Below are 13,535 nucleotides of genomic sequence, written 5' to 3'. Positions count from 1 at the left end.
ATCAGTCCTTTTGATCGCGCAGTACATTGCCCGAGGCGCCGTCGATGCGTGCTTCATAAACGATACCGTCAGCCTTGCGACCTTTTACTTCCCAGTAACCGTCGTTATCAGCTTCGGCCTGGTAGACCTCGATGTAACCGGCCTTGGTCTTGGCGGTTTCAATGGCTTTCTCGATGGTGATCCAACCTGCCCCGGGTTTGTCGGCCAGGGCGGCGCCAGCGCCGAGCAAGGTGGCAGTGGCAAGCATGGCGGTGAGGGTTTTCTTCAGCATTTTCTTACTCCGTTAGAGAGAATGACTTACAGATCCAGATTTTTAGGGTGTTTGGACCCCGAATTAGTTCCACATTGATGCTCATTCGCCATGATGGCTGTTCTCGGCACCCTGCCGGGAAGGTTAGAATGTAGGAAATCAGGAAGCACCAATGACCGAGCAACCCCTTTCAGAAGCTGACTACGACGCAATCACCGATGCCGCCGCGCATTGGTGCATGCGCCTGCACGCTTTTGATTGCACAGAGGCCGAGCGCCAGGCGTTCGAGCAATGGCACGACGCACATCCCCTGCATGCGTTCGAATATGCGGCCATGCTGGAAATCTGGGATGTAGCCGACCATTTGCCCCGCAGTAACGAACCCGCCCCGCCCCTGGCGCTGGTTCCACCGCCCAGCCGCTGGCGCAAGTATGCCGTGGCTGCCGCCATCTCTCTGGTGGCGTTGCCCCTGGCCGCCTTCACTGGCTGGGAAGCCGGTTGGCTGCCCAGTTCCTATGAGCATTACGCCGCCGAAAACGGCCTGCGCCAAGTGACACTGGCCGACGGCAGCGTCGTGGAACTGAACCTGGGCACCGAGCTGGTCTACAGCAACTATAAAAACGAGCGCCGGGCCACCCTGAAAAAAGGCGAGGCGTTCTTCAGCGTCAGCCACGACCGCGAGCATCCGTTTGTGGTGCGCGCCGGCAGCGGGCAGATCCGTGTGACAGGCACCCAGTTCAACGTCTGGAAGTATGACGAGCAGGTGCGGGTCATGCTGCTGGAGGGCTCGGTTAAGATCACCAGCGATGCCAGCCACAGCGGGCTGAACCTCACACCCGGGATGCAGGCCAGCTACAACCGTGGTGATGCGCAACCGCAGCTACAGGCATTCTCCCCCCACGACCCGGCACTGGCCTGGCGCACGGGCAAGTTGATCCTCGACAACCTGGCACTGGTAGATGCCTTGCCCCTGATCAACCGCTACCTGGGCAAACCGGTGATGCTGGCCGATACCGGCACCGGCAATATCCGTATTGGCGGGATCTACGATGTCCATGAAGTTACCCATCTGGTGTCCTCCCTGCCCAAGGTGCTGCCGGTCTACCTGACCCAGAACCAGGATGGCAACACCGTGCTCAATTCGATCCCACGCAAAACTCCCAAACGCTAAACAGCAATCGCTCCCCAAGGGATTGCTCGCGCCATGATGTCCACTTTTGAAACACCCACCGCCGCGCAAGCGCCCTGCGGCTGCGGATTCATCGATTGGTCATCAATAGTGTTGCGCTGCTGAAACACCCCTTTCGCCCTGCCTGCCCATGCCAGGTGCCGGTCATCCGCTGGCGTCCTGTTTCATAGCTGATACACCTTTGCACCTGACTGCCCTGCCATACATCCCAAGCCTTTGAAAAAGCTGGAAATATAAAAAACGGCACAGCTCCTGCTCTATTCCCTACAGCGCTGTTTAGGGTCAGCGTCATAGAACAAGGAATGATGCCGTGGCAACTCTCAATCAAGGCTCCATAGGCCTACTGCTGATCAGCTGTGTACTCAGCGCCAGTGTGAGCCTGCCCGCCTCTGCGCAGGACGGCATCATCGTTACAGGTCGCAATGTGCAAGGGTTCATGGTCGGTCGGCCTGCGTTTGGCAAGGACCCGTACCCTTCCACCGCCAACGCCAACCCCAGCCAACAGATCCTGCGCGCTACTGGCAGCGAACTCAGCGATAACGATTTCGCCGGTGTCAGCAGCGGCTCGACCATCACCCGCGCCATCCTGCCTAACGGCGACCTCCCCGGCTTGAGCAATACCCTGGGCAACAGCTCGACTGGCCTGGGCGCCGGTGCCGCGGCCGGGCATGCCAGCGGCAATACCCTGGGCGGGCAGATCAGCGGCTCGATCGAGCGCGGCCTGGCACCGCTCAACAACATTGGCGCGATGATGGGGGTCCAGCCATGAATCGCGCGTGGCTGTTACTCAGCGTACTCGGCTGTTCGGCGGCCATGGCCGACAGCAGCAACCAGGCCTCGATCGACAATACCGGCAAGCAGTACACCGGTGTGCTGTCGGTCAACCAGGCCGCCGGCAATCAACAACAGCAGATCAACAGTCGGGCGATCAGCCTCGGTGGCCAGGCCAGCGAGGCGCTGATCCAGAAACTCGACGGCAAGGTTGACCCCGCCCTGAACGCCAGCGCGGCGATCCAGGGCAGCTCATTTAGCAATGGCAACGGCATCCTGGGCGTCAACCAGGCGGCCGGCGCCAATAACCAGATGATCAATGCGGTGCGGATCAGCACAGGTCCGCAAAGCATCGATGACAGCGTCCTGTCGCAACAGAACATGACGTTGTTACCAGACTCACGATCCCCCTCTACCACTGGCAGCCGCCAGGTCGTTACCAGCGACCAGGCCTTCACCGGCAGCCGTGGAGTGGTACAGGTGAATCAGAGTGCAGGGGTGGGGAACCGAATGGCTAACACCCTCGGCGTGACTATCAAGTAACCCCTTGATAGGTGTTTGTTAGACCGTACCAACACTTAACCAACTAATTAGAAGCAAGGAGATACACCATGAAACCTACAATGGCTCTCAAACCACTGGTTTTCGCTCTGGCTGCGCTCATGGCTGTTGCTGCACAGGCAGGTCCTGCCGAAAAATGGAAACCAACCCCAGCGCCAACCGGCACCGTGGCCGCTGCCGTGACCGACACCCAAGTGAGCAAGGACAACAAGTTCGACGACACCAAGACCCTCAACAACGCAGGGGCCAACGGTTCGCTGAGCAGCAGCAAAGGCAACCTGGGCGCCAACATCGCGGCGGGTTCGGGCAACCAGCAAGATAACGCTGCGGCAATCACCAGCAGCGCTGATGATGATATTAAAAGTACCTTCGCTTTGGCCGATATCTATCAAGAAAGCAAAGACAACAAGTTCACCAACAAAGGCACGCAAAACAACGCTTCGCTGGTCAACTCGGCCAACAACAGCTCCGGCAACGTCGGGGTCAACGTGGCGGCCGGTCAAGGCAACCAACAGAAAAACAACCTGGCAATCGTGACGGCTGACGGCAAAAACGTCGCGGCTGCCTCGAACACCGAACAAGTGTCCCTGGATAACCACTTCCTCAACGAAGCGGCCTCCAAACACAGCTACAAGCCTCAGTATGTGGTCAACAACGCTGGCCTGCTCAACTCCGCCAACAACGCCTCGGGCAACATCGGCGTGAACGTGGCAGCGGGTTCGGGCAACCAACAAAGCAACACCCTCACCCTGGGCAGCGGCTGCACCGTCTGCGCAGCGGGCACTGGCAGCAAACTGGCGTTCTGATGCAACGGGGCCTTGGCAACAAGGCCCTTTTTATTTCCAGTGTCCATCAGGTCATGATCATGCGCCTCGCGACGCTTTGCCTTCTGTTATTGCTCGCCGGCCCCTCGTGGGCAGGGCAAATGGCGATTTCCGCCATGCCCGGCGGTGCAGTGATTTTCAAGAAGGTCGAGAGCATCCGCGAACGCCGGTTCGCCAACCTGGTGGAACAGAAAACCGATTTCAGCTGTGGTGCTGCGGCACTCGCTACCATCCTGCGCCAGGCCTATTGGCTGGACGTGGATGAAGAACACATCATCAAGGGCATGCTGATCAACGCTGACCAGGACCTGGTACGCACCCAGGGCTTTTCCATGCTGGACATGAAGCGTTATCTGGAAAGCATCGGCATGCGCGCCCGGGGCTACAAGATCGGACCCGACACCCTGCTGACGGTGAAGATCCCGGTGGTGGTGCTGGTGGAGATCCGTGGCTACAAGCACTTTGTGGTGATGCAGCGGGCTGAAAAAGACTGGGTCTACATCGGCGATCCGGTACTGGGCAACAAGCGCCTTTCGCGGGATGACTTCCTCGCAGGCTGGAATGGCATCGTCTTCGCCGTACTCGGTGAAGGCTATGACAAGACCAACGCCCTGCTCGATCCCCCCACGCCGTTGACCGCCAAGACCAAAATGAACGAGTTCCGGCCCGTGGGCGACGCCGAGCTGATGGACTTCGGTTTCATCCAGAGCGACTTCTTCTAGAAGCGCCATAAGGGGCAGGATGCCCCAGGAGCAGATGATGAACACTTCCCGTTGGCTCACGGCCCTGTGCCTGGCAGCCTCGATGCCTGCTTATGCCTCATCGGCGTTCAAGCCCATTGAAATGAACGACGCGGAACTGGCTGAACTGCGCGGCCGCTTCGTGATGCCGGGGCGGATTGTCAGTTTCGGCATTGTCATGAGCACCACCTGGACCAATGCGGCGGGTGACACCAGTACGGTGAGCGCCAACATGCATATCGACTCGTCCACGATCACCCCGCAATTCTATGTGCAATCCACCGGCTCGGTGGGTAACGGCACCAACCGCGACCCGGGCACCGGCACCGTGGTCGGTGGCGCCGGGCTGGGCAGCGGCCAGGGCGTGACCCAGACCGTACGCGCCGCAGGCGATGGCAACACGGCGTACAACAACGTCGGGATCAATGTCAGTGAAAACGGCCTGTCGCCGGCCAACGTCGCGCAATCAGGGCATGCGTTGCTGGCGGGCGGCTCGTTCACCACAGACAGCGCGGCGGGCCGGGTCAGTGTGTCCGCCAACAATGGCGGCGTGCAAATGGCCATCGCAGCCCATAACAACCAGGGTAATGCGTTGCAGCAGATCGGCGGCGGCAACGTGCTGCAAGGCACGGTTTTGCAAGGCAACAGCAACTTCGTCAATAACATGACCCAGCTCAACGTCGCGCTTGGCAGCAATGGCCTGAGCGCCGGGGCATTGAACTGCAATCTGGATCAACTCAAGGGCCTACGCACACTCGGTTATTGAACTACGCTGACCCTCGACACTTACGCATTAGAAAAGGACGGCTTATTTCATGCATCGATCGTTATCACTACGTGCCGTTGTCTGTTTAAGTACGCTCTTGCCGGCGAGTCTGTTGTACGCAGCGCCAGACGCGGATATCGAAACCCTCAAACAAGAACTGCTGGAGCTCAAGCAGCGCTACGAAGTACAACAAAAGGCCCTGGCGGTCCTCGAGCAACGGGTACGCCAGGTAGAAGACCAGCCCGCGACGCCAGCCCCCAAACGCCTGGCCAAGTCGCCGGCAGACTTCAAGCAGAGCGGCAGCACCGTGGCCGCCAGCGGCGCCAAGGACAGCAAGGGCGCTGCAGCCGGCGGCAGTTCCTATGGGCAATCGCTCAAGGATGATTCAGAGCCAGCACAAAGCGTGAGTAACTTGTATAACGAAGCCAGCGGTTTCTTCGGCAACGGCAAGTTCAGTTTTGAAACCGGCATCACCTACGCCCGCTACGACGCCCGACAGTTGACCCTCAACGGCTTCCTGGCGCTGGATTCGATCTTCCTCGGCAATATCAACCTGGACCGCATCAAGGCGGATAACTGGACCCTGGACTTGACCGGGCGCTACAACCTCGACAACCGCTGGCAGTTCGACGTCAACGTGCCAGTGGTGTACCGCGAGTCGACCTACCAGTCCGGTGGCGCCAGTGGCGGTGACCCGCAGGCCACTTCCGAAGAGAGCGTGAGCCGGGATCCGACCATCGGCGACGTCAACTTCGGGATTGCCTACAAGTTCCTCGACGAATCGCCGACGATGCCCGATGCCGTGGTGTCGGTCCGCGTCAAAGCCCCCACCGGCAAGGAGCCTTTCGGGATCAAGCTGGTGCGCTCGACGGCCAACGACAACCTGTACGTGCCGGAGAACCTGCCCACCGGCAACGGCGTATGGTCGATCACCCCGGGGCTCTCCCTGGTCAAGACCTTCGACCCGGCCGTGCTGTTCGGTTCGATTTCCTACACCCACAATTTCGAGGGCTCGTTTGACGACATTAGCAGTGACGTCAACCAGAACATCGGTGGCAAAGTGCGCCTGGGCGACAGCTTCCAGTTGGGCGTGGGGGTGGCGTTTGCCCTCAACGAGCGCATGAGTATGTCGTTCTCGGTGTCGGACCTGATCCAGCGCAAGAGCAAGCTCAAGCCTGATGGCGGTGATTGGCAGTCGATTGTGTCCAGTGACGCCAATGCCGGGTATTTCAACGTCGGCATGACCATTGCCGCCAGCGAAAACCTCACCATCGTGCCCAACCTGGCTATCGGCATGACCGATGACGCACCAGACTTCACCTTCAGCCTGAAATTCCCGTACTACTTCTAAACGCTCCTACAGGGAATGGTGAGTTTGAGAAAAGGAAAAGCCCCGCCGCGATAAGGGTCGCGACGGGGCTTTTTTTACCCGCCCTAGCGGATCTGGTGTTTGTGCAGCAACCGGTAGAAAGTCGGCCGGGAAACCCCCAGCACCCGTGCGGCAACGCTCAGGTTGTCGCTATGGCGGTTCAGCACATCGCACAACGCCTGGCGTTCGGCGCGGTGCTTGTAGTCTTCCAGTGTCGCCATGGGCAGCACGATTGCCTGCTGGCTTTGCAAACCCAGGTCGGCCGCTTCGATTTGCCGCCCTTCGGCCAGCACCAGGCCACGCCGCACCCGGTTCGCCAGCTCGCGTACATTGCCCGGCCAACCATGCTTGCCCATGGCGACCAACGCGTCCTCGCTGAAACTGCGCGGCCGGCGCCCGGTCTCCTGGCTGTAGAACCTGGAAAAATGATTGGCCAGCATCCCCACATCGCCATGCCGCTCGCGCAACGGTGCGGTGACCACTTGCAGGACATTGAGCCGGTAGTACAAATCTTCACGGAAGGTGCCCTTCTCGATAGCCGCTTCCAGGTCGACGTGAGTCGCCGCCAGCACCCTGACATCCACCGGGATCGGCTGGCTGCCACCCACCCGCTCGATATGCTTTTCCTGGAGAAAGCGCAACAGGTTGGCTTGCAACTCCATCGGCAGGTCACCGATCTCATCGAGGAACAGCGTGCCACCATTTGCCGCTTCGATGCGGCCGATCTTGCGTTGATGGGCGCCGGTGAATGCGCCCTTTTCATGGCCAAACAGTTCGGACTGGATCAAATGCTCGGGGATCGCCCCGCAATTGATCGCCACAAAGGGCTTGGCGTGTCGCTGGGATTGGCGGTGCAGGGTCTTGGCCACCAGTTCCTTGCCGGTGCCGCTGTCGCCACGGATCAAAATCGGCGACTCGGTGGGCGCCAGTTTCGCCAGCAGCTTGCGCAACTCGCGGATCGGCCGGCTATCACCCAACAGCTCATGCTCCGGCTCGTCCACATGGGTCACGCCTTTGCCCCTAAGCCTCGCCATGCCAAAGGCGCGGCCCAGGGTGACCTGGACGCGCGACACATCGAACGGCAAGGTATGGAAGTCAAAAAACCATTCGCACACAAAGTCGCCAACATTTTGCAGGCGCAGCATCTCGGGGCTGAGCACGGCAATCCATTCGGTGCCGCTGCGACTGATCAGTTCCTTGACCGCTTCGGGCCGCTGCAGGTGAAAAGGCTGCAGGCGCAACAGCCCTACATCACAGGTTCGCTCGCCCAGCGCCTCCAGGGCACAGCTGTCGACATCCCAGCCAGCCGCCCGCAAACCAGGCAATAACTGGTGGCAGTCGTCACAGGGATCGACCACAAGCAAGCGACGCAGGGCTGGTGTAACGACCATGACTATTCCTTGGCGTCAAAATCATTAAAGTTATTTAGAAACAACAGTTTGGGCGAGCTGCTCATAACCCTAGCAAGATCTTGACACTACCCTTGTATCGTTTCGCGATAAAACCCTCACCGATACAGCGTTTAGCGATCAAGCCCCGCGACGAACACTACTGCAATCTTTCATTCACCTTTCAAAATCACGCCTTACATGACGTTAATCACGAAAAGTTGAATTTTCTTGCTCTAACATGTGACCCGTACCCTGTCATCGTGCATCAGTACAGGTACTAGCCGAACGGTAAGCCCAACCGACGGCACATCTTTTGATTGGGCACTTAGAGAGAAGACCCCATGAACGCCCCGCTCCGTTTCAACGAAGCACTGCTGATCGCCGGCCATGCCTTTGAACCCTTTCAATGCGTAGCCTGGGCACTACAAGACGGTACTGGCGCACTTAGCCTGGCCGTAATCGACCGCACCGAAACCCGCATCGGGCGCACACTGATTTCCAGCAGCACCTACTCCGATCCAGAGCAACTGGAAGCCCTGCTGCTGCAAGCCCGCGCCGAATTGAATGGCGAAGGTTATCAACTTCAATCCTGGGCAATGCCCAAGTAAGTTAACGCAGCTACTGCGACATACCGTCGCTTCTTATATCGGCTGCAACTTGTTAAGACTATTAAACCCGTGGCGAGTGAGTTCACCCCTCGCCACGGGTTTTGCGTGCCTGAAACTTTCGTATCGCCCTTCTTTATATAGCAGCCATGCCATGATCACTTGATCTTCCAGTGAGCCTCGGGCACCTTGCGCACTTCTCGCCCCCAGGAGCACCCCATGTCCGGATCAATGGCCCAGGCCTTCGCCCATAACTTCCTTGGGCACTCGCCTCGTTGGTACAAGGCCTGCATTCTCGCGTTCCTGATCCTCAACCCCTTGGTGCTCTGGGTATTCGGCCCGGTGACGGCCGGCTGGCTGCTAGTGGCCCAGTTCATTTTCACCCTGGCCATGGCGCTGCACTGCTACCCGTTGATGCCCGGCGGGCTGTTGATGGTCGAGGCGCTGTTGCTGCGCATGACCACGCCCCAGGCGCTGTACGACGAGTTGCTGCATAACTTCCCGGTGATCCTGCTGCTGATGTTCATGGTGGCCGGTATCTACTTTATGAAGGACTTGCTGCTGTTCCTGTTTTCGCGCCTGCTGCTGGGCGTACGCTCCAAGGCGCTGCTGGGGCTGATGTTCTGCTTTTTGTCGGCCTTCCTGTCCGCCTTTCTCGATGCCTTGACGGTGACTGCGGTGATTATCAGTGCCGCGGTGGGCTTCTATTCGGTGTATCACCGCGTGGCATCGGGCAATGATCCGCGCCAGGACAGCCAGTACAGCGACGATCGCCATCTGCCCAGCTTGCACCACGCCGACCTTGAGCAATTTCGCGCCTTCCTGCGCAGCCTGTTGATGCACGGCGCCGTCGGTACCGCCCTCGGCGGTGTGTGTACCTTGGTAGGCGAGCCACAGAACCTGTTGATCGGCCATGAGATGGGCTGGAATTTCAGCCAGTTCTTCCAGCGCATTGCCCCGGTATCGCTGCCGGTGCTGGTAGCGGGCCTGGTCACCTGCGTGCTGCTGGAAAAACTGCGCTGGTTTGGCTACGGCACGCTACTGCCGGACAACGTGCGCCAGGTGCTGGCCGATTACGCCCGTGAAGACAACGCCGAACGCACCCCACGCCAGCGGGCAGCGCTGATTGTCCAGGGCCTGGCTGCACTGATCCTGATCGCCGGCCTGGCCTTTCATGTCGCCGAGGTTGGCTTGATCGGCCTGCTGGTGATCGTGCTGATCACCGCCTTTACCGGGATTACCGAAGAACATCGCATCGGCAATGCCTTCAAGGACGCCCTGCCCTTTACCGCGTTGCTGGTGGTGTTTTTCGCGGTGGTCGCGGTGATTCATGATCAGCAGCTATTTACCCCATTGATCCAATGGGTACTGGCACTGCCCGCCGAACAACAGCCGGGCATGCTGTTTATTGCCAATGGCCTGTTATCCGCCATCAGCGACAACGTGTTCGTGGCGACGATCTATATCACCGAGGTCAAGCAGGCGTTTGTGTCCGGCCATATGAGCCGCGAGCATTTCGAGACCCTGGCCATTGCGATCAACACCGGGACCAACCTGCCCAGCGTGGCGACACCCAATGGCCAGGCGGCATTCCTGTTTTTGCTGACGTCGGCGATTGCGCCGCTGATCCGCCTGTCCTACGGGCGCATGGTGTGGATGGCGCTGCCGTACACCGTGGTGATGGGCGTGCTGGGCTGGTATGCGGTCAGTTACTGGCTGTGAAGGATAAACCGCTCAATTGCCTGGGCGGCGCCGTCCTCGATATTGCTGCCGGTGACCACATCGGCCTGACGCTTGACCGCCTCTTCGGCCTGGCCCATGGCAATCGATAACCCGGCCACCTGAAACATCGCCGGGTCATTGCCGCCATCGCCGATGGCCGCTGTGTGCTCCAGCGCCACGCCAAGATGAGCGGCCAGGGTTTTCAGGGCATCGCCCTTGTTGGCCTGCATCGCGGTGATATCGAGATACACCGGCTGCGAACGCGAGACCTGGGCCAGGCCTGCGACCTTGGGCTGCAGCTGCGCCTCCAGTTCAATCAACAACTGGGCATTAGCGCTGGCGGCGACGATCTTGTCGATCCGCCCCAGGACCGGCCCGAAACTCTCCACCACCACCGGCGCATAGCCCAAGCCATGCTGTTCCCGAGGCACCATGGGGCCCGCAGGATCACGCAGCAGCCAGTCGCCATCGGCAAACACCCAGATTTCTACTTCGGGTTGATCGCCTAACAGCGCCAACGTGATCAACGCGGCTTCTTCTGGCAGATGGTGCGCGACCAGGATGCTGCCATCGGGGTTGACGAGGGTGCCGCCATTGAACCCGGCCGTGGGCACGTCGACGCCCAATGCTTCGATCTGCTGCAACATCGCCCTGGGCGGCCGCCCGGTGGCCAGGCTGAAAAACACCCCGGCCTCGCGCAGCGCGCGCACGGCGTCGATGGTGCGCTGGCTGAGGCTGTGATCGGGCAACAACAAGGTGCCGTCCATATCACTCAACAAAAAACGGATGGGTTGAATCGCGGCCTCACTCATCCGAGGCTATGCCAGGCGCGGCCATCGCGAGCCAGTAACTCATCTGCCGCCGCCGGGCCATCTTCGCCGGCCTTGTAGGCCTGGATCCCGTCGTCTTCCTTCCATGCATCGAGAAACGGCTGCACCGCACGCCAGCCGTTTTCGATGTTGTCCGCGCGCTGGAACAGCGTCTGGTCACCGGTCAGGCAGTCGTAGATCAGGGTTTCGTAGCCGGTGGACGGCTGCATCTCGAAGAAATCCTTGTAGGCAAAGCCCAGTTGGATGTTGGCCATGTCCAGGGTCGGCCCGGGCTTTTTCGCCAGCAGGTCGAACCACATGCCTTCATTGGGCTGGATCTGGATCTTCAAGTAGGTCGGCTTGAGTTCATCGACGTCGGTGTCGCGAAACTGCGCATAGGGCGCCGGCTTGAAGCAGATTACGATTTCGGTGTCGCGCACGCTCATGCGCTTGCCGGTGCGCAGGTAGAACGGCACGCCGACCCAACGCCAGTTATCGATCATCACCTTGAGGGCCACGAAGGTCTCGGTGCTACTGTCCGGCGCCACATTGGCCTCTTGCCGATAGCCAGGCAGCGCCTTGCCGCCGATCTCGCCCGCCGTGTACTGGCCGCGTACCGAGTTGGCCCGTGCATCCTCCAGGGACCAGGGGCGCACCGCGCCAATCACCTTGGCCTTCTCGCCGCGTACCGCGTCGGCGCCAAAGGCGGCCGGTGGCTCCATGGCAATCATTGCCAACAGCTGAAACAGGTGGTTGGGCACCATATCGCGCAGGGTGCCCGTGTTCTCGAAGAAACTGCCCCGGGTTTCCACGCCGACCGTTTCGGCAGCGGTGATCTGCACGTGGTCAATGTAGTGGTTGTTCCAGAACGCTTCGAACAGCACGTTGGAAAAACGGCTGATCAGGATGTTCTGTACCGTTTCCTTGCCCAGGTAATGGTCAATGCGATAGATCTGCTTTTCGCTCATGACCTTGAGCAGGCAGGCGTTCAGCGCCTCGGCGGTGGCCAGGTCGGAGCCGAACGGCTTTTCGATCACCACGCGGCGGAAAGCCTCGGGGCTTTCCTCCAGCAGGTTGGCCCGGCCCAGGCGCTGCACCACTTCACTGAAGAAGCGCGGCGCGGTGGCCAGGTAGAACACCGCGTTGCCAGTGCCGCTGCCGGCGATTTTGCTGGCGATGTCGGCATAGGTGCCGTCGTCCAGGAAATCGCCCTGCACGTAGCTGATGCCCTTGGCCAACTGGGCCCACAATTGTGGGTCCAGTGCATGTTCGGCATTGCCCTTGACCTTGCTCGCGGCTTCGGTGCGGATGAAGTCTTCGAGTTTCTTGGCGAAGTCGGCATCGCTGATAGCGTTGTGATCCACCCCGACAATCCGCAGGCCCTCGCCCAGCAGGCCATCGCGACTGAGGTTGTACAGCGCCGGCATCAGCAGGCGCTTGACCAGGTCGCCATGGGCGCCGAACAGGAACAAGGTGGTGGGTGGAGCGGGTTCGGCCTTGGGTTTCTTGCCGTTGGCCGTCATTTTTTGGAAGTCTCCACATGGCCGCCGAAGCCAAAGCGCATGGCCGACAGCAGCTTGTCACCGTAGGTGCTTTGCTGGCGCGAACGGAACCGGGCGAACAACGAGTTGGACAGCACCGGTACCGGTACCGATTGCTCCATGGCCGCTTCGATGGTCCAGCGCCCTTCGCCGCTGTCGGCCACGGAACCGGAGTAACCGTCGAGCTTGGGGTCGGTCGCCAGGGCATCGGCCGTCAGGTCCAGCAACCAGGAGGATACGACGCTGCCACGGCGCCAGACTTCGGCGATATCGGCCACGTTCAGGTCAAAACGCTGTTCTGGCGGCAGGTTTTCCGAGTTCTTGGTCTTGAGAATGTCAAAACCTTCGGCAAACGCCTGCATCATTCCGTACTCGATGCCGTTGTGGATCATCTTCACGAAGTGCCCGGAACCGGCCGGGCCTGCGTGGATATAGCCACGCTCGGCACGGTCGTCGGTGGCGGTACGGTCCTTGGTGCGCGGGATGTCGCCCAGGCCCGGGGCCAGGGTGGCGAAGATCGGGTCCAGGTGCTTGACGGTCTCGGCGTCGCCACCAATCATCATGCAGTAGCCACGCTCCAGGCCCCACACGCCACCGGAAGTGCCGACGTCGATGTAGTGCAGGCCCTTTTGCGCCAGGGCCTTGCCGCGACGCACGTCATCCTTGTAGAAGGTGTTGCCGCCGTCGATGATGACATCGCCGGGCTCCATCAATTGGCTCAGGTCGTTGATCGTGGTTTCAGTGGGTTCGCCCGCCGGCAACATGACCCAGACGGCCCGCGGCTTTTGCAGGCCGGCCACCAGGGCGGCCAGATCGGCAACGCCGGTCGCGCCCTCTTCACTCAAGCCTTTGACGAATGCTTCATTGCGGTCGTAGACCACGGTGGTATGCCCATTGAGCATCAAGCGGCGCGCAATATTCCCGCCCATGCGGCCTAGTCCAATAATCCCCAGTTGCATGTATTGATGCTCCCAACTACAAATAAAAAAATGTGTGA

Annotated in this window: 14 protein-coding genes; 9 read left to right on the top strand and 5 right to left on the bottom strand. The window is 60.1% G+C overall.

Annotated elements, in window-relative coordinates; genetic code table 11:
- Position 1: 1 nt before the first annotated feature.
- Positions 2 to 271 (bottom strand): PepSY domain-containing protein, encoded by a 270-nt coding sequence (locus HBO11_RS06550; protein ID WP_169951895.1) that lies wholly within the window; start codon positions 269 to 271, stop codon positions 2 to 4.
- Between the two features lie 151 nt (positions 272 to 422).
- On the opposite strand from HBO11_RS06550, the gene HBO11_RS06545 reads away from it, so the two are divergent.
- From HBO11_RS06545 to HBO11_RS06515, 7 genes are all read left to right on the top strand, one after another.
- Entirely contained in the window at positions 423 to 1,421 is a 999-nt protein-coding gene (locus HBO11_RS06545) for a FecR family protein (RefSeq protein WP_169951897.1), read from the top strand.
- A gap of 328 nt (positions 1,422 to 1,749) precedes the next feature.
- On the top strand, positions 1,750 to 2,208 hold the full coding sequence (locus HBO11_RS06540; RefSeq protein WP_169951899.1) for a hypothetical protein: 459 nt from the start codon (positions 1,750 to 1,752) through the stop codon (positions 2,206 to 2,208).
- Positions 2,205 to 2,753, top strand: a complete 549-nt coding sequence (locus tag HBO11_RS06535) for an adhesin (protein ID WP_169951902.1) — start codon at positions 2,205 to 2,207, stop codon at positions 2,751 to 2,753. The genes HBO11_RS06540 and HBO11_RS06535 overlap by 4 nt, the downstream gene beginning before the upstream one ends.
- Positions 2,754 to 2,821: 68 nt before the next feature.
- Positions 2,822 to 3,577 carry a hypothetical protein gene (locus HBO11_RS06530; protein ID WP_169951904.1) on the top strand — a complete coding sequence of 252 codons (756 nt, stop codon included), beginning with the start codon at positions 2,822 to 2,824 and terminating at the stop codon, positions 3,575 to 3,577.
- Positions 3,578 to 3,636: 59 nt separating this feature from the next.
- Entirely contained in the window at positions 3,637 to 4,317 is a 681-nt protein-coding gene (locus HBO11_RS06525; protein WP_170041332.1) for a C39 family peptidase, read from the top strand.
- A 37-nt stretch (positions 4,318 to 4,354) separates the two neighbouring features.
- Positions 4,355 to 5,101, top strand: coding sequence for a hypothetical protein (locus HBO11_RS06520; RefSeq protein WP_169951910.1), 747 nt, complete (start codon positions 4,355 to 4,357; stop codon positions 5,099 to 5,101).
- A gap of 49 nt (positions 5,102 to 5,150) precedes the next feature.
- Positions 5,151 to 6,452 carry a hypothetical protein gene (locus HBO11_RS06515; RefSeq protein WP_169951912.1) on the top strand — a complete coding sequence of 434 codons (1,302 nt, stop codon included), beginning with the start codon at positions 5,151 to 5,153 and terminating at the stop codon, positions 6,450 to 6,452.
- 83 nt (positions 6,453 to 6,535) lie between these two features.
- On the opposite strand, the gene HBO11_RS06510 is transcribed toward HBO11_RS06515, so the two are convergent.
- Complete coding sequence (locus HBO11_RS06510) at positions 6,536 to 7,861, bottom strand: sigma-54 dependent transcriptional regulator (RefSeq protein WP_169951915.1); 1,326 nt, start codon at positions 7,859 to 7,861, stop codon at positions 6,536 to 6,538.
- Positions 7,862 to 8,202: 341 nt separating this feature from the next.
- Here HBO11_RS06510 and HBO11_RS06505 point away from each other — a divergent pair, with 341 nt between their 5' ends.
- Positions 8,203 to 8,469: a hypothetical protein gene (locus HBO11_RS06505; protein WP_169951918.1), complete on the top strand. Its 267-nt coding sequence runs from the start codon at positions 8,203 to 8,205 to the stop codon at positions 8,467 to 8,469.
- 216 nt (positions 8,470 to 8,685) lie between these two features.
- A complete protein-coding gene (nhaB, locus tag HBO11_RS06500) occupies positions 8,686 to 10,188 on the top strand; it encodes a sodium/proton antiporter NhaB (protein WP_169951931.1) in 1,503 nt (500 codons plus the stop codon).
- On the opposite strand, the gene HBO11_RS06495 is transcribed toward nhaB, so the two are convergent.
- The 3 genes from HBO11_RS06495 to gnd are packed head-to-tail and all read right to left on the bottom strand — an operon-like array spanning position 10,176 to position 13,497.
- On the bottom strand, positions 10,176 to 11,000 hold the full coding sequence (locus HBO11_RS06495) for an HAD family hydrolase (protein WP_169951933.1): 825 nt from the start codon (positions 10,998 to 11,000) through the stop codon (positions 10,176 to 10,178). The two genes, nhaB and HBO11_RS06495, sit on opposite strands and share 13 nt — an antisense overlap.
- Entirely contained in the window at positions 10,997 to 12,520 is a 1,524-nt protein-coding gene (zwf, locus tag HBO11_RS06490) for a glucose-6-phosphate dehydrogenase (RefSeq protein ID WP_169951935.1), read from the bottom strand. The genes HBO11_RS06495 and zwf overlap by 4 nt, the downstream gene beginning before the upstream one ends.
- Entirely contained in the window at positions 12,517 to 13,497 is a 981-nt protein-coding gene (gene gnd / locus HBO11_RS06485; protein WP_169951938.1) for a phosphogluconate dehydrogenase (NAD(+)-dependent, decarboxylating), read from the bottom strand. Before gnd ends, zwf begins: the two co-directional genes overlap by 4 nt.
- Between the last annotated feature and the right edge of the window lie 38 nt (positions 13,498 to 13,535).

It is taken from the genome of Pseudomonas sp. WS 5010, from assembly GCF_012985565.1.
In the GTDB taxonomy this organism is placed as follows: Bacteria; Pseudomonadota; Gammaproteobacteria; order Pseudomonadales; family Pseudomonadaceae; genus Aquipseudomonas.
Note: the sequence above shows the minus strand (reverse complement) of the source record. Positions and strands in the feature narration are given on the sequence as shown.